At 56.5% G+C, this 15,694-nt stretch carries 16 protein-coding genes; all 16 read left to right on the plus strand.

Annotated elements, in window-relative coordinates; genetic code table 11:
• The first annotated feature begins 21 nt into the window (after positions 1–21).
• The 16 genes from ACFFK0_RS29020 to ACFFK0_RS29095 all read left to right on the plus strand — a co-directional run bounded on the left by ACFFK0_RS29020 (position 22) and on the right by ACFFK0_RS29095 (position 15,688).
• Positions 22–1,296, plus strand: a complete 1,275-nt coding sequence (locus ACFFK0_RS29020; RefSeq protein ID WP_377474631.1) for an efflux RND transporter periplasmic adaptor subunit — start codon at positions 22–24, stop codon at positions 1,294–1,296.
• Between the two features lie 41 nt (positions 1,297–1,337).
• Entirely contained in the window at positions 1,338–3,068 is a 1,731-nt protein-coding gene (locus ACFFK0_RS29025) for a hypothetical protein (RefSeq protein ID WP_377474633.1), read from the plus strand.
• 69 nt (positions 3,069–3,137) lie between these two features.
• Positions 3,138–3,317, plus strand: coding sequence for a hypothetical protein (locus tag ACFFK0_RS29030; RefSeq protein WP_377474635.1), 180 nt, complete (start codon positions 3,138–3,140; stop codon positions 3,315–3,317).
• A gap of 94 nt (positions 3,318–3,411) precedes the next feature.
• Entirely contained in the window at positions 3,412–4,197 is a 786-nt protein-coding gene (locus ACFFK0_RS29035) for a hypothetical protein (protein ID WP_377474637.1), read from the plus strand.
• Complete coding sequence (locus ACFFK0_RS29040; protein ID WP_377474639.1) at positions 4,197–4,469, plus strand: PqqD family protein; 273 nt, start codon at positions 4,197–4,199, stop codon at positions 4,467–4,469. Before ACFFK0_RS29035 ends, ACFFK0_RS29040 begins: the two co-directional genes overlap by 1 nt.
• Positions 4,366–4,923, plus strand: a complete 558-nt coding sequence (locus tag ACFFK0_RS29045; protein ID WP_377474641.1) for a S24/S26 family peptidase — start codon at positions 4,366–4,368, stop codon at positions 4,921–4,923. Before ACFFK0_RS29040 ends, ACFFK0_RS29045 begins: the two co-directional genes overlap by 104 nt.
• Positions 4,920–6,776, plus strand: a complete 1,857-nt coding sequence (locus tag ACFFK0_RS29050; RefSeq protein ID WP_377474642.1) for an ABC transporter ATP-binding protein — start codon at positions 4,920–4,922, stop codon at positions 6,774–6,776. The genes ACFFK0_RS29045 and ACFFK0_RS29050 overlap by 4 nt, the downstream gene beginning before the upstream one ends.
• A gap of 17 nt (positions 6,777–6,793) precedes the next feature.
• Positions 6,794–7,789 (plus strand): nucleotidyltransferase domain-containing protein, encoded by a 996-nt coding sequence (locus tag ACFFK0_RS29055; protein ID WP_377474644.1) that lies wholly within the window; start codon positions 6,794–6,796, stop codon positions 7,787–7,789.
• A 148-nt stretch (positions 7,790–7,937) separates the two neighbouring features.
• Positions 7,938–9,890, plus strand: a complete 1,953-nt coding sequence (locus ACFFK0_RS29060) for an asparagine synthase-related protein (RefSeq protein ID WP_377474646.1) — start codon at positions 7,938–7,940, stop codon at positions 9,888–9,890.
• 17 nt (positions 9,891–9,907) lie between these two features.
• Positions 9,908–10,051: a paeninodin family lasso peptide gene (locus ACFFK0_RS29065; RefSeq protein WP_377474648.1), complete on the plus strand. Its 144-nt coding sequence runs from the start codon at positions 9,908–9,910 to the stop codon at positions 10,049–10,051.
• A gap of 93 nt (positions 10,052–10,144) precedes the next feature.
• Positions 10,145–11,095 carry a phosphoenolpyruvate carboxykinase (ATP) gene (locus ACFFK0_RS29070; RefSeq protein WP_377474650.1) on the plus strand — a complete coding sequence of 317 codons (951 nt, stop codon included), beginning with the start codon at positions 10,145–10,147 and terminating at the stop codon, positions 11,093–11,095.
• Positions 11,088–11,381 carry a lasso peptide biosynthesis PqqD family chaperone gene (locus ACFFK0_RS29075; protein ID WP_377474652.1) on the plus strand — a complete coding sequence of 98 codons (294 nt, stop codon included), beginning with the start codon at positions 11,088–11,090 and terminating at the stop codon, positions 11,379–11,381. The genes ACFFK0_RS29070 and ACFFK0_RS29075 overlap by 8 nt, the downstream gene beginning before the upstream one ends.
• Before the next feature lies 1 nt (position 11,382).
• Positions 11,383–11,838 (plus strand): lasso peptide biosynthesis B2 protein, encoded by a 456-nt coding sequence (locus tag ACFFK0_RS29080; RefSeq protein WP_377474654.1) that lies wholly within the window; start codon positions 11,383–11,385, stop codon positions 11,836–11,838.
• A gap of 14 nt (positions 11,839–11,852) precedes the next feature.
• Entirely contained in the window at positions 11,853–13,055 is a 1,203-nt protein-coding gene (locus tag ACFFK0_RS29085; RefSeq protein ID WP_377474656.1) for a nucleotidyltransferase domain-containing protein, read from the plus strand.
• Positions 13,052–14,887 carry an ABC transporter ATP-binding protein gene (locus ACFFK0_RS29090; protein ID WP_377474658.1) on the plus strand — a complete coding sequence of 612 codons (1,836 nt, stop codon included), beginning with the start codon at positions 13,052–13,054 and terminating at the stop codon, positions 14,885–14,887. The genes ACFFK0_RS29085 and ACFFK0_RS29090 overlap by 4 nt, the downstream gene beginning before the upstream one ends.
• A 69-nt stretch (positions 14,888–14,956) precedes the next feature.
• Entirely contained in the window at positions 14,957–15,688 is a 732-nt protein-coding gene (locus tag ACFFK0_RS29095) for a glycosyltransferase family 32 protein (RefSeq protein ID WP_377474660.1), read from the plus strand.
• Positions 15,689–15,694 lie beyond the last annotated feature (6 nt).

The raw sequence follows: 15,694 nt of genomic DNA on the forward strand, positions 1-15,694 counted from the left end.
AATCGAAGGGGAGAAACGTTGATGATGCGGAAGTCTAGGGGCGGGAGGAAATCGGCCGCTGCAGTCTTATTCGCTGCGGGCATGCTTGTCCTAAGCTCCACGGTGTTATCCGGCTGCTTCGGCGGGAGCCCGTCTCCGGAAGCGGACAGCGGGAATGTGGAATCGGCGGTCAAGACGGTGAAAGCGGAGCCCGTAGCGAAGCAGAAAGTGGCCGAAACCGAAGAGCGTACGGGTGAAGCGCGTGCTTCGGCTCAGGTGGAGCTGAAGAGCAAGTACAAGGGGAGCATTAAAGAGGTTTTCAAGAATAGAGGCGACACGGTTCAAGCAGGCGATACTGTTCTTACCCTGGAATCTGAAGAAGTAAATCAAATGCTGCAGAAGGCGGCTGCTGCCTTGCAGGACGCTCAGGATGCTTTGAATCGGGCGAAGAGCAAGGCGCTGAAGGACCGGGAGATCAGCCGGGCGGAGTTTGACTATTCGCTGTCCAAGCAGAAGCAGAAGGTGGAAGATGCGGAGAAGGCTTACAATCGGCTGCGGAACGACTATGATGTAAGGCTCACGACCAAGGCGAAGCTGGAGCAGGCCGAGCGGGAATGGAAAGATGCGCAGGCGGAGCTGGAACAGCTTCAGCGGAAGCAAAGCGCTCTCGAGCAGGTTTCGTTCGATGAGCTGGAGAAATCCGTCCGCGAGGCCTTATTGGCGCAGGAGCAAGCGGAGCAAGCGGCGTCGGCGCTGCAGATCAAAGCTCCCATAAGCGGAGTGCTGACCGGTGCGCAGACGATTCAGGCCGGCTTGCCGCTGGAAGCTAACGATGCCATCGGGACGATTCAGAAGCTCGATCCGATCTACATTAAATCCGGCTTCGCGGAGAAGGATGCCAAGCTGGTTCGCGGCAAGGCGGAGCTGGAGTATCGCCTGTCCGCGACAGAAGCCTATAAACCGGCGCCGGTTATTTTCTTATCCGACATTATCGATACCGAATTGAAACTATACGAAATCGTTATGCAGATCGCGAACCCGGACAACGGATTGAAGCCGGGGACGAAGGTGCAGCTAAGGCTGACGAAGGAGGAGGAGCTGATCGCTCCGGCAGTACCGACTTACAGCATCATTAAAGACGGTGACGACGCCTTTGTGTTTGTTTTGAACGGGGATACGGTGGAAAAGCGCAAGATTCAGCCGGGACGGTTGCTGGAGCCCTATCAGGAAGTGCTGTCCGGTGTGAAGGAAGGCGAGCTGGTCGTTACCTCCGGCCAAAATTTGTTGTCGGACAGAGAGAAAGTGAAGCTGCCCTGATTCTGGCAAAGTAAGGACAATTGGGAAGTGGAGTGAGCAGATTGAGACGTAAACGCAAACGACGGCAGCAACGAATGACGGGCAAAATAGCGGCCGCTCTCGTGATCACTTCGGTTATGCTGATGCCGTCGGCAGGGATCACGGCACTGCCGGCGAAGGTCATCGCTGCCGCCCCGCCGACGACAAGCCATATATTGATTGACTCGCTGTACGCGGAAGTAAAGAGTGTTCTGAACGAACAAACGTCCGAAGGTACCAGGATCGGCATCGTTGTATCGATTACGAACATGGGCGATCGGATTTCCGGACTGCCTGAAAGCGAGCTGAGGGTAAGGACGGCCGACGGAGTCGAGTATACGCTCAGACCTAGCGCAGATAACACGGATGCCGTGCTGCCCAAGGAGAAGATGGATTTCTCTTATATGGTGGTCGTGAATCGCAAGGAGCCTTTCACGCTGTCCGAGCTGTCCTGGGTCGAGGTCAACGCGTCCGTATATCCGAAGCGCGAACAGACGCTGCTAACCTTGCCGATTGCAGCGTTGGAATGGAAGGGCAGCCAGTCGACTGTCGTGCCGGAGGCTCCGAAAGCTTGGGGGGAGTCCTTCACCATTGCGACTCAATCAAGCAGCCTGGAGTATAAGCCGATAGCGTTGTCGCGACAAAGAACGGACAAAGGTGCGGCAGACGTCGTAACGCTGCTGGTGGAGAACAAGGGCACCTTGAAGCAGACGGTCCCCGATTTCCGGATTGACGGCAAGGCCGGCAACAAAATCGTCCATGGGGAGCGGCTCGGGGGCTCGGCCATTGAGCTGGAGCCGGGAGACCGGCAGTATGTTCATTATGCGATACCGGTCGACGTTCGGGAACGGATCGGCAGCTTGAACGTGCTCACCACCGAGACATTCAAGGCCGATAGCAGTGCAAAGGATGTTATCGAATATACGGTAGGTCGAGTGAGCATATCGGTGACCCAGGATGCCTACTCCGGTATCGGTGCGGCGGCCTATACGATGGGGAAGGCCATTGCAATCGACCCTTTAAGCAAGCTGTTCCCGGCCCGGGTCGCCCTGTCTCTCGAGGAGCTTCGCATCCACGAAGGCGAAGGAGACTTGTATAAGACGATCGTAGCGAAATATATGATTCGCAACGAATCCGATAGCCCGGTGATGATCCCGAAATTCGGAGCGGAGCTCAAAATTGCGGACGGCATCAGCTACTTGGGAACAAGGCAGAACATGAGCATTCAAACGCTGATTCCGAACTTGAACTATGTGTTTTACTACGAGTTTGTCGTCCCGAGCACGGAAATGGGAAGCCGGCTTGTCATGAATCTGGTTGACGAGGAAAGTGCGGCGCCGTATCGGGTTCCGGTCGCAGCGCTGCAAACGGGAGTTCAGGAAACGACGGAGGACGCCGACATCTCTCTCTATCCGTTCAAGATCAAGGTCAAGGACAAGAAGATAGCGGTGGAGCTCGAACCGACCGAATGGATTTATACGAACAAACTGACCTTGGACCTCGATATGACGCAAACGAAATCCGTCGTAGATCAGAACTTCTCCAAGCTGCTCGTGGAGGTTACGGATAAAGACAACAGATTGCTGGCGGCTGAAGCGTACTCCTTGACCGGTGCGGAGCGGATCTCCCGTGGTGAGCAGACGATCACCTTCAAAACAAGAGAATACGAACGCCAGTATACAATCCGCTTCTATGAAATGGTCGACACTCCGTTCGGAGAGGCGAAGCGCCTGCTGAAGACGTTGTCCCACTAAATCGGCTTTACAGGGTAGAGGTTGTTCTTTATAATGAACAGTAAAGAGTTGAACGGAGGGTGGCCTTTGATGAATAAACCGATGTATTCCAGTCCGATGGTACTGCATCACCAACCGATCCGGTTCGAAACGGCACAGTCTTGGAACAAGGGGCAAGGGAACAAGGATCATCCGGGTAAAGGGAACGGCGGCGTATATTATCCGAACGATCCGAGGCCTTCCAAGAAGCCGGGCGGGAACGGTTATTGAGAACATAGAGGTCAATGGTTCAAGCTGCCATTGGCCTTTTTTTTACAGGGGATAAGGCGGGATTCAGACCAAATACTACCATGGGAGAACAGCGATGACGATCATCCATACCCGTATCGGCGAGCACCGGGTCGAGCTGAGCTGCCCATCCGGGGAGCTGGCCGAATTTTTTCAGACCAATTATATTCTTTCCGGTTTCCGGCCGGATGAAGCGCCGGATATTCGGCTGCAGATCGAGCCGGGCTACGGTGTACCGTTTCGGGACTATGATGTTGGCGTGGAACATTCGGCAGGGCTGACTATATATACGAGGGCCGACTATCGGATCGAGGCGGAGCCTTCATACAGGAAGGCCAGGCTGCTGGTCCACAATGCGTTTGCGCTGAAGCACGCGCTCGTCCATTTCTATAGCGCTTATGTTGTCCATACCGGATGGGGCTTGGTGCTGCATGCGTCTAGCGCGGTGGACGGCGGGGCGGCGCATCTGTTTACCGGGCCGTCGGGAGCCGGCAAGTCGACGGCGGCGCGGCTGTCGCAGCCCCGCTTGCTGCTGTCCGACGAAGCGGCGATCGTCAAGCTGGCGGAAGACGGTGTCTTCGTCTACGACTCTCCTTTCCGCAGCGACATTTCGTCCGGCCGATTGTTGACGCCGTATCCGCTCGGCAGCGTACACATATTGCACCAAGCTCCGGCCCACGAGAGAAAAGCGGTGCGCAAGCCCGACGCTTTCCTGAAGCTGATGGATAAAATTTTCTATTGGCCCTCCAACGCCCGCGACACAAGCCGGGTGCTCGGGCAGCTCAAGAAGCTGGCGGACAATGCCGACGTGTACGATTTGTATTTTCAAAAGAATGATCAATTCTGGGAGTTGATATCCTAATGAATCGGTACATCCAGAAGGAACGCTATGAGACGGTTCACATGGACGGGGAATGGATCGTTCTCAATACGAGCGATTATACCGTAACCAAGCTTAACGAGGTCGGCGGCTTCTGCTGGTCGCTGCTTGCCGAGCCGCAGAGCATCCAGTCGCTGCAGGAGGCGCTTCATGAGCGGTACGACGGCGTGGCGGACGATGCCGCCATCGATCTGGACGCTTTCATCGCCGATTTGCTGGCATGCGGGCTGCTGCGTCATGTATCGGACGAATGACCTGAGCGGGCCGGCGGCGGCGGAGCTCCTTCACAGGAAGGGCTGGATCGAGCTTCCGGCGCAGGGGACGAGCATGTTTCCGCTCATTTGCGAAGGGGATATTTGCCGCTTTGCTGCATGCGGGCCCGGGGAGCTTGAGCGCGGCGATGTCGTGCTGTATAGCTCCGCTTCCGGCCGGCTTGTGGCGCATCGCTTGCTGCGAGTTGAGAGCGGCAGGCTTCTGCTGGTGTGCAAAGGCGACACCAATCTGGGCTGCGATGAACCGGTCGCGCCGGAGCAGCTTCTGGGCAAGCTGGTTCGGATCAACAAGCGCAGGCTTAGGCTTCTTGCGGACGGCACGGCAGTGCGATGGTGGGGGCTTACGGTCATGGCTGTCCCGCAGCTGTCCTGGCTGTTAAGAAAGGCGGCTCATTCCAAGCTTGGGCGAGGCCGATGGGGGCGTGCAGGATCGTGATTACAGACAGCCGAAAGCTGAAATTTCTATCGGCCGTTCGCCGATATGTGCTGCCTGCCGACGCAGGCCGCGCGTTCTCGATGCTGGCGCCCTATATGCTGCGGAATTGGAAGCCGTACGGGTGCTTGTTCTTCTTCTTGTGGATCGATATCGGGCTGACGTTAGGATTTGCTTGGTTCTATGGAGCGATGACGGATGCGGCGATCCTCGCCGACATGACTCGGGTTAGACAGCAGGCCGCAGTCGGTGTCGGACTGCTGGCGGCCAGTCTGCTGACGACGTACGGACAGATGTACTTGGAGGCGGTCGCGCTGGGTCGCGTCAAGTATGAACTGCAAACCGATGTATACCGGCACGTGCTGCTGCTGCCGGCGCTGAGGCGCATGCAGTATGCAGCGGGTGACCTGCTCTCCCGGTTGACGAACGATCTTCACGGCATCGAAGGGATGGTCGGACGGAGCTTTCTGGAGCTGCTGAAGCTGCCGCTGATCTATCTTGCGGTGTTCGTTTATTTATGCCAGCTCCACTGGCAGCTCGCCCTGCTCGGTATAGCGGCCGCACCGGCAGCGCTGGCGCTCGGGGCCGTATTCGGCTTCCTGCTTCGGCGCAACAGCCGCTTGGCCAGCGAATGGCAAGGCCGCATAAGCGTCCACCTGAACGAGTCGCTGCACGGCTGGGCGATCATTCGCTCCTTCTCACTCGAACGGCGGATGCTGCGTATTTGGTCCGAGCAAACCGGGCGGCTCTTCAAGCTGGAGCTGGCCTCTTCGAAGCTGCGCGGAACATTCGCAGCCGGCGGAGACGCCGTCAGTACGCTCGTTTACCTCGCCTGCCTCGGTATCGGCGCACAGTGGATAGCCGGCGGGCAGCTGACCGTCGGCACGCTGCTGACGTTCATTAGTTTAATCAGTCATCTGGTGTCGCCATTAACGGGGCTTGCCGCCCAGTGGGCGGGGTTTCAAAGATCGGTGGCGGCGGTCGAGCGGCTCCGGCACATTGTTCTCGAGCCAAAGGAACCGATAGAGCTGCAGGAGCCACTTGGACCACAGGGGACGCCAAGGCCCTCGAAGATGCAGGATGGCTTCCGTCTAACGGAAGAAACGGCGGATCATCCGTCATGCGGCCCTGCGGCACTGGACGCGGAGCGGCTGAGCTTCAGCTATGACGGGCAGCAGTACGTTTTTGAAAACTTTGATTTGCACGTGCCCGCGGGAACGACCTTGGCGATCGTCGGAAGAAGCGGCGCCGGGAAGACAACCTTAATGAACCTGTTGCAAGGCTTATATGCGCCGGAAGCGGGAACGGTTCGTTTGAACGGCCGGCCGCTGGCGGCCTACGCTCCGACGGAGCTGAGATGCTGCTTCGCTTACGTTCCGCAGGATACGTTCCTGTTTGGCGGTACGGTGAAGGACAATTTGCTGCTGGCGCGTCCGGACGCATCGGAGGAAGAGCTGCAGGCGGCTGCCGAAGCGGCGAATTTGCATGATGTGATTAAGGCTTTGCCGGACGGGTACGACACCGAGATCGGGGAAGGCGGCGTCAAATTGTCCGGAGGCCAGCGGCAGCGGCTGGCGATCGCGCGAGCGATGCTGAAGAATGCGCCGATTCTGCTGCTGGACGAGGCGACTTCGGCGCTGGACCCGCAGACGGAGCGGGAGCTGAAGGAAGCGATGCAGCGGCTCATGAGCGGCAGGACGACCATCTTGATCGCGCACCGCCTCTCTACCGTGCAATCGGCCGATCGGATTATCGTGCTGGAGCACGGACGAATCGTACAGGATGGGCGGCACGAGGAGCTCATCGCTGTGGAGGGGCCGTACCGGCAGCTGCACGGAACATTACTTCACAGCTAGATAAGGAGGGACCGGCGGTGTCGGCGACGTACATCCAACAATTATACGGTATCGACCGGTCGGCGCCGCTGCCGGCGGAAGAAGCGTTCTATCGCGGTGCCCTCATGGAAATCGAAGCGCACGCAGTGGCCTCCCAGCTGTATTGGCTGCTGAAGCAGGAAGGAAAGCTGGAGAAGACGCCGGGCTTTTTCCGGCGGGGGTTGAAAGAGCGGTTCAACGCCGGCCTGTATTTGAACCTGTTCGTAAAGAGCGAGCAGGAAGCGATTCTGGCTAAGCTGGAAGCGGCGGGGGTGGAGGTCATTCCGCTCAAGGGGGTGAACTTCGCCCAGTCGTATTTCGGCCACATAGGGGCCCGCGCCACGACGGATATCGACCTCCTTGTTCAGCCGCAGGATCGCGGGAAGGCGGCGGCGTGCGTGCGGGAATTAGGGTTTAATGTCGAGGAAGCACGAGCGGACGGCCATTTTCACTGGAGCTTTAGCAAGCCGCTGCCGCATTCCCCGATCCCTCTGACCGTTGAGCTGCATTGGGATTTGCTGCGTCCGGGAAGCTCCTCGCTCCCGCTGGAGCCGTTCTGGGAGGAGGCGCGCTGTATGCCGGGATACCGCCATGTGAAGGAGCTGTCCCCGTACCATACGTTCTATATGATCTGTTTGCACGGATGGCGGCATAGTATGGATTCGATGAAGTACGTTTTGGATATCGCGCGGATGGTGGCGGTGCTCGGGGACGATCTGGATTGCGGAAGGCTGCTGGACGAAGCGAAGCGGCATCAGACGTTCCGGCGTATGGCGTGGACCCTCGGCGCCGTGTATCGGATATTCCCTTGCCTTGTCGGCATCAAGCCGTTTCCATTCGGAAACAAGCTCTGTTTCATTGGAGCCTCTGCTGCGCCGGCGTGCCCGAACGATCGTGCGGTCAGACGAGCCTGGAACCAGGCCTATGCTCAAATATTTCTTTATGACTCCATCTGGCACAGCGTAAAGGCTATATGGGCCTGGACATTTCGCTGAAGTCCGCAAATGGGGGACATTGACAGCAGTAACACATCATGATATCCTGAAAACATGTTCTTGATAACGAACGAATGGATGTAAATTGTTCTGTATAAGCAACAAGTCATATGTAGACAACAAGCGTGCGAAGTCGGGAGGGCAGCCTGTGAGTGCCATAGCGGGAATATATTGTGAAGCCGAAGAGGCGGAACCAATCAGTCGACAGGGCGGCACTCTCATGCAAGCCCTTCGGGCGTATCCCGCTGACGACTCACGCTGCTGGCAGCAGGGGCCCGTCTTCCTAGGTTGTCACGCCCAATGGATCACTCCGGAATCGGTGTTAAGCCTGCTGCCTTACTATGATGCAGAGAAGCGTCTCGCGATAACGGCAGACGCCATCCTGGATAATCGTCGCGAGCTGTTCGAGAAGCTAAACGTCGGGCAAGAACTGCGTGCTGCGATGAGCGACAGCGAGCTCATTCTTCTTGCTTATGTGAAATGGGGGGAGGATGCCCCCAAGCATTTTGCAGGGGATTTCGCTTTTATGATTTGGGACGAGAGTCGGCGCAGGCTGTTCGGGGCGCGCGATTTTTCGGGAGGACGGACCTTGTACTATTCGCGCTCAGGCAGCAGGTTCGCCTTCTGTACCATCATGGAGCCGCTGCTGCGGCTTCCCGGCGTGAATAGGCAAATCAATGATCAATGGATGGCCGAGTACTTGGCTATTACCGGCATGATTGACGTCGTATCCGCTTCGTCGACCATATATCAGGCCGTGGAACAGGTTCCGCCCGCTCATTGTATTTCGGTAACAGCAAGCCGAATCGAGCTCGCCAGATATGTAACCGTCACACCGGGTGAGCCCCTTCGACTAAAGCGCGACGAGGAATATGTTGAAGCCTTTCGCGACGTGTTCCGTGAGGCTGTCGCTTCCCGGCTTCGAACACGGAAGGGTGTCGCCGCACAGCTTAGCGGAGGATTGGATTCCGGGGCAGTCGTCAGCTTTGCAGCGAGGGAGCTGAAGGCGGAAGGGAAGCCGCTGCATACGTTCAGCTACGTGCCGGTACAAGATTTCGTCGACTTTACCTCCAGGCACTATATGGCGGATGAAAGCCCCTATATTGAGGCTACGGCCCGGTATGTAGGCGGAGGGGTTAAAGCAGAGTATTGCGACTTCGCAGGGAAGGATTCCTTCTCCGAGATCGGCGAGCTGCTGCCGATTATGGAGATGCCGTACAAGTTTTTTGAGAATTCCTTCTGGCTGAAGGGGATGTTCGAGAAAGCGAGTGAAGCGGGCGCGGGCATCCTGCTGAACGGCGGTAGAGGCAATCTATCGATTTCATGGGGACCGGCCTATGATTATTATGCAGTCTTACTGCGTAAGTTTAGATGGCTGAAGCTGGCGCGCGAGCTGCATCAATTCAGCCTGCGTACAGGGGGAAGCCGGCTGAGGAGCCTTCCGGATGTTGCTGAAATCGCCTATCCCTCCTTTGCCCGTATGCGGAGCGCCCGGCCATCGTTCGCTTCTCCCTCCATCGTCAGTCCCCGGTTAGCCCGAAAGACCGGCGTATATGAAAAGCTTCGCCATTACGGAATCGATGAAAGCGGATGGCTTGGCGAGCAGGACGCTTACAAGCAGCGCCGTCAGCATTTTGAGGAGCTGTTTTACTGGAATGCGAGCAATACGCTGGCTTGTAAATTGTCTCTGCCATACGGCGTCTGGAAGCGCGATCCGACGAACGACCTGCGCGTGATTCGCTTCTGTCTGTCCGTGCCGGAAGACCAGTATGTGATGGACGGAATGGACCGGGCGCTCGTTCGCAGGGCGACGGAGTCGTATTTGCCCGATACCGTTAGACTGAATCAGCGGGTTCAAGGCATACAGGGAGCGGACTGGGTGCATCGGATGCTGCCGCGATGGACCGGCTTCCTGAATGAAGTGCAGGAGCTGACGGCGGACGAAAGGGCACTGCAATACCTTAACGGCCCTCTGATCCAAGAAACGGCGGCCAAAGTGATGCGAGACGGCCCGCGTCCGGACCGGTCGAACGATTTGAATTACCGAATGCTGATGCGCAGTGTCATCGTATATCGGTTTCTGAAGACAAGGGAAAGTTAGGGAGGAGGTGAACATACATGACAGAAAAGAAGGAATGGAAGCAGCCGGTTCTGGAAGTGCTGTCGGTACAAATGACAGAAGCTTCCACAACTGACGGCCCTTTCAACGATGAAGCTTACGTGCCGGGTGTTCGTAACAAAAATCCTCGTTTTACGAGCTAAACGTCAAGTATGCGCATGAGAGGTCCCTATAAACAACGCCTTCTGTTGGGGGGCCTCTCATTTTGGTTAGGCGAAACGATGGAGTGACCGAACATGACCTCGAGTCCAATGAACATATACAGCTACTATGCTTTTGGTTTACGCATTCATAGTGAGATGGAATTGCCTGAACTGCCGGCACTTCCGTTTGGAGACGGCAGCGCCGATGCGGAGATTAAGCTGGCTCCCCATACCGCATACACCGCTGAACTGGACAATAACCCGTATGAACATATGGTGAAGAACGGCCAAGTTCTTTTCTATGTTCCGGATCATGCATATTTTTCTATTGAAGCCGGACGGACCATAGCCATCACGCCGCTGGCCGGAGCCGACATCCGGCTGGTCCGGCTCTATGTGCTGGGCTCCTGCATGGGAGCGCTCCTTCTGCAGAGACGCCTGCTCCCGCTTCACGGCAGTGCCGTCGAGATCGACGGCAAAGCTTATGCCGTTGTCGGAGATTCCGGTGCGGGCAAATCGACGCTGGCATCGGTGTTTATCCATAACGGGTACCGCCTCATTAGCGATGATATCATCGCGGTGAGCATCTCCCAGGAAGAGAAGGTACCGATCGCCATTCCGTCCTATCCCCAGCAGAAGCTGTGGCAGGAGAGCCTCGAGCATCTCGGAGTTGCGGAACGCCCCTATGAACCGATCTTCGGCAGGGAAACGAAATATTCGGTTCCGGTGGCGACGAGCTTTCGGGAGGACCCGCTTCCGCTTGCCGGAATCTTCATCCTGGAGAAGGCGGAGGGGATGGACGGCGCAGCGCCGGTCATTCGTCCGCTCGGCAAATTGGAACGGATACAAACGCTATTTACGCATACGTACCGGCAGTTTTTAGTACCGCGCATGGACCTGCAGGAGTGGCACTTCACGACTTCGGTCCAGCTTCTCCGGCACTGCACCATGCACAGCCTCAAGCGTGCGGCGACGGGCTTCAGCGCCCACCGGCTGCAACAAATGATTGTAGATACGATCTCAGGAGGAACAATTCATGAGTAACACGATAACCATCACCTTGCAGGATACAGTGCGCCAGAGCGGTGGTACGGTCGTTAGCGATATGGATGGCGAGAAGGTCATGTTAAGCATCGAGAACGGAAAATATTACAATTTGGGTGACATCGGCGGGGATATTTGGGCGCTTATGGAGCAGTCCGCAACGGTTCGGAGCATGCTCGACACCCTATTGGACAAGTATAATGTGGATCCTGCGGAATGCGAGGCTCATCTGCTTGCATTCCTCCGCCAGCTGCTGCAGGAAGGGCTTATTCGCGTGGGAGAGTAGTATGCTTAGAAAGCTCAAGGCACTGCGTTCGATGAATGCGAAGCTGATGGCCGGATATGCGGAAGCGTTCATCCACCTCGGCTGGGCACGGCTTCAGCTGGCCATTACGCCGTTTGCCAAGCTGGCGCCTATGCTTGGAAGCGGCATGGAGGAAACGGCGGAAGAAGCGAATCCGGAGCACCTTGCCGCGCTGGTCCATGTCAACAACACGATCGAAGCCATGAGCAGGCACACGCCCTGGGAAAGCAAATGCTTCGTTCAAGCGATTGCCGGCATGAACATGCTGGCTCGCAGACGGATTGATTGTACGCTTTACCTAGGAACGGCAAGAGATGAAAGAGGCAAAATGATTGCACATGCTTGGCTGCGAAGCGGACCATATTATGTAACGGGAGCAAACGGCGCGGAGAAATTCACGGTGGTAGGGAAGTTTGCCAAGAGGGTGCGCACCGGCTGAGGAAGGAGTGTACGATGGATAATCGAGGACGTCTCCGCATGGAGCAGTTCCCTGAGGAATTACGCTTATTGCTGTCCATGATCGGTTCTCAGAGCCGAAGTCACTCCGGGGACACGTCAGTGGATTCGTTCAGCCCTATCGATTGGGAACGGTTCCTGGAGCTGGCCGCCCATCATCGAGTATTTCCGTTAATCCAAGCCGCAGTCCATTCTTCGGCCGATCTTCCTCTTCCCGAAGATATCAGGTTTCGGCTGCGGCGGCAGAACAGGCAAAATATGTTTGATATGCTGCACTTGAGCGGCGAAGCGGAGCGGGTCAGCCGGCGGCTTGCCGAAGCGGACATCCGTTGTTTATTCCTGAAGGGGCCCCTTCTGGCGCAGGATTTATACGGCGATATTTCGCTTCGCACCTCTTGCGATTTGGACATTCTCGTCCCGTTCGCCGATCTGGAACGAACGGAGCGAGTCTTGCTCGGAATGGGCTACACGAAGGAGCATACCTTCTCGACAAGATTCAGTGAGTGGAAGTGGAGACGGCATCATCTGAATTTCGTTCATCCGCAGCACGGAGTCGAGATTGAAGTGCATTGGAGATGCAATCCGGGTCCGTCGCTTGAACCCGGCTTCGAGGAGCTTTGGGCCAGAAGGCGTCCGAGTCCGATCAGGAACGTGTCGGCCTGCTGGCTCGGCCGCGAGGATTTATTCCTGTTCCTCATCACTCATGGCTCACGTCACGGCTGGTCCAGACTGCGCTGGCTTATCGATGTGGACCGGCTGCTGAAGCAGCCGCTGAACACGTCAATCCTGCTCCCTCTGCTGGAAAAGTACGGTGTCCTCCATATAGCGGGTCAAGCACTGACGCTGTGCGAATGGCTTCTGGCTACTTCCCTTCCTGACGGTCTTAAACCGCTGGCGCTGAAGAGAAGAGCGGTCAGGCATGCGGAGGACGCTATATTTTACATTAAGCAAATGGTCAACCTGCATCACGAACCGGTGCCGCTGCCCATTGCCAAGTATCACAAGGGCTACTTGTTCGCGTTAATGGGCTTCCGTCAGAAGCTGCTGTATCTGCTGAATCTTCTTTATCCTTATCCGATCGATGCCGATACGCTGCCTTTGCCGAAGGCGCTGCATTTCTTGTACTTCCCGTTACGGCCGATGCTGTGGATGTGGAGAACGGCCAAGAAATATGTTACAGGCAAGGGGATTATAGGATGAAGCTGATCCTTCACCTTACGAAGCGTTTGTATGCTTATACCGGCAGCCGGCTGCTTTGGAATACGGCGGGAATGATGCTGGTCAGCTGCTTGGATGGTTTCGGTATCATGCTTCTGATTCCGCTGATCGGCATGAGCGGCATACTGAATGTGAGCACCGGTTCAACGCCGGCAGCGAGTGTCGTGCAGCTTCTGAAATGGATACCGGAAGGCCTGGGCTTGCCTGTCATTCTGGCCGTTTACGTTGTGCTGCTGCTGGGTCAAGCGGTTTTGCAGCGGGGGCTGGCCATACAGGATGCCGCCATTCACACACGGTTCATTAACCGGCTCCGGCTAGAAACCTATCGTTCGGTTCTGGAGGCGAATTGGAGCTTCTTCGTCAAGAAAAGAAAGTCCGATCTGATTCATTCCATGACCGGCGAGCTGGGGCAAGTGACCGGCGGGGTGCAGCTGTTTCTGCAAATGCTGAACTCCGTTACCTTTACGGCCATCCAACTCGGCATTGCTTTCTGGCTGTCTGCCCGAATGACCGCATTTGTCCTGATTTGCGGCGTTGTGCTCCTGCTCTGCTCAAGAACGTTCATTTACGGTTCGAAGGCGGCGGGCGGACGGCTGCTGGAAATGGGGAAGAGCTACCTGGCCGGGATTACCGACCATTTCAACGGAATGAAGGATATTAAGAGCAATAGCTTGGAAGAGCCCAGGTATGAATGGCTTCGCCGCTGGTCGGACGAGATCGAGGCGGAACGGATGAAGCAGGTCCGGCTGTCGACGAAGTCTCAGCTGCTATATCGGGGGGCCTCCGTCATTCTGATCGCGATCTTCGCGTATATTTCCGTAACCTGGTTTCACGCGGAACGGGAGCAGCTGCTGCTTATCATCATCATTTTCTCGCGGCTATGGCCAAGATTTACCGGGATTCAATCGAACCTGGAGTCGCTTGCATCGATGCTGCCCGCGTTCCGAACGCTGACTGACCTGCAGGAGGAATGTGCGGCTTCCCGGGAGTTCCGCGAAACGCCGGCGGCTTTACCGGATTCCGCGGAGCGGGCTAAAGTCCAAATTGGACTGGAGTGCCGGGAAGTAACCTACCGCTACGATCGTTCACAGCCTATCTATGCCTTGAAAAATGTAAATCTGTTCCTCCCGGCCAATCGGATGACGGCGGTTGTCGGCAAGTCGGGTGCAGGCAAAAGCACACTCATCGATATGCTTATGGGGCTGCTGACGCCGGAGAGCGGGCAGGTGCATGTGGATGGAAAACCATTAAGCGGCAGTACGCTGCTCTCGCTTCGGCAAGCGGTAAGCTACGTTCCGCAGGACCCGTTCCTGTTCAATGCGACGATTCGCGACAATCTGCGGCTCATCGCACCGGAAGCTTCGGAAGCGGAGCTATGGGAAGCATTGGAGTTTGCGGTCATTGCCGAACTCGTGCGGCGCCTGCCGCAAGGCCTCGATACGCTGATCGGGGATCGCGGAGTCCGCCTCTCGGGAGGGGAACGGCAACGTCTTGTTCTCGCGCGCGCCATCTTACGAAAGCCAGCCGTCCTCGTTCTGGATGAGGCAACCAGTGCGCTCGATACGGAGAATGAAGTGAAGATCCAGCAGGCGATCGAGAAGCTGAAAGGAACGACGACGCTCATTGTCATTGCCCATCGTCTGTCGACGATACGAAATGCGGACCAAGTCGTCGTGCTGGAGCAAGGCGAGGTTATTCAAGCCGGTGCGTTTGAGAAGCTTGCAGCGGAACGGTCCGGGAAGTTCGCACAGCTGCTGAAGAACCAGGGGATGGTTCCGGATCCGGTCATTGACACGTTCTCTATAAAGAACTAAAATGAAGACAATTGTAGAAGTGGTTCTCTCTGGAGAACGGCTAGGAAGCTATCTAGGGGGACTTTGACCGTGGAGCTCATACCAAAGACCATCCATTACTGCTGGTTTGGCGGTAACGATAAACCCGACATCGTGAAGAAGTGCATCGGCAGCTGGGAGCGTCATTTGTCGGGATACCGGTTCGTGGAATGGAACGAAAGCAACTTTGATATATCGTGCAACGCTTACGTCAAGGAGGCATACGCTGCCCGCAAGTTCGCCTTCGTGAGCGACTATGCGAGGGCGCATGCCTTGTGCAGCCAAGGCGGGATCTACCTGGACACGGACGTGGAGGTGTTCAAGCCCTTCGACGATCTGTTGCATCACGAATCGTTTTGGGGATTCGAGCAGGCCGACTTTATCGCCACCTCCACGATCGGCTGCGCACCGGGCAACCGGCTGATGAAGCAGTTCGTCGACTCTTACGAGTGCATCAGCTTTCTGAAGGAGGACGGCAGCCACAACGATCTGACGAATGTAGCGATGATCTCGCGCATTTTGGAAGGACACGGGCTGCTGCTCAACGGACAATACCAGGAGCTCGAAGGCATCGGCGCCTTTTATCCGCAAACGTACTTTTCCCCTTACGATTATATCAATCACCGCAAGCTCATTACCGAGAACACCTATGCGATGCATCATTTCCATAAGAGCTGGCTTCCGCCCAGCGTCCGGCTCAAGAGCAGCATCAAGAAAGCGGCGGCTCTCGTGATCGGCGGCGACAATATCGCGCGGCTGCGCAAATGGGTAACGAAGGCTTAGGAGCGG

It is taken from the genome of Paenibacillus chartarius (assembly GCF_042432825.1).
GTDB lineage: Bacteria > Bacillota > Bacilli > Paenibacillales > NBRC-103111 > Gordoniibacillus > Gordoniibacillus chartarius.

Coding starts and splice junctions, on each gene's coding strand:
- ACFFK0_RS29020 (WP_377474631.1), top strand. CDS start 22: ATGATGCGGAAGTCTAGGGGCGGGAGGAAATCGGCCGCTGCAGTCTTA.
- ACFFK0_RS29030 (WP_377474635.1), top strand. CDS start 3,138: ATGAATAAACCGATGTATTCCAGTCCGATGGTACTGCATCACCAACCG.
- ACFFK0_RS29035 (WP_377474637.1), top strand. CDS start 3,412: ATGACGATCATCCATACCCGTATCGGCGAGCACCGGGTCGAGCTGAGC.
- ACFFK0_RS29040 (WP_377474639.1), top strand. CDS start 4,197: ATGAATCGGTACATCCAGAAGGAACGCTATGAGACGGTTCACATGGAC.
- ACFFK0_RS29045 (WP_377474641.1), top strand. CDS start 4,366: ATGAGCGGTACGACGGCGTGGCGGACGATGCCGCCATCGATCTGGACG.
- ACFFK0_RS29065 (WP_377474648.1), top strand. CDS start 9,908: ATGACAGAAAAGAAGGAATGGAAGCAGCCGGTTCTGGAAGTGCTGTCG.
- ACFFK0_RS29070 (WP_377474650.1), top strand. CDS start 10,145: ATGACCTCGAGTCCAATGAACATATACAGCTACTATGCTTTTGGTTTA.
- ACFFK0_RS29075 (WP_377474652.1), top strand. CDS start 11,088: ATGAGTAACACGATAACCATCACCTTGCAGGATACAGTGCGCCAGAGC.
- ACFFK0_RS29080 (WP_377474654.1), top strand. CDS start 11,383: ATGCTTAGAAAGCTCAAGGCACTGCGTTCGATGAATGCGAAGCTGATG.
- ACFFK0_RS29085 (WP_377474656.1), top strand. CDS start 11,853: ATGGATAATCGAGGACGTCTCCGCATGGAGCAGTTCCCTGAGGAATTA.
- ACFFK0_RS29090 (WP_377474658.1), top strand. CDS start 13,052: ATGAAGCTGATCCTTCACCTTACGAAGCGTTTGTATGCTTATACCGGC.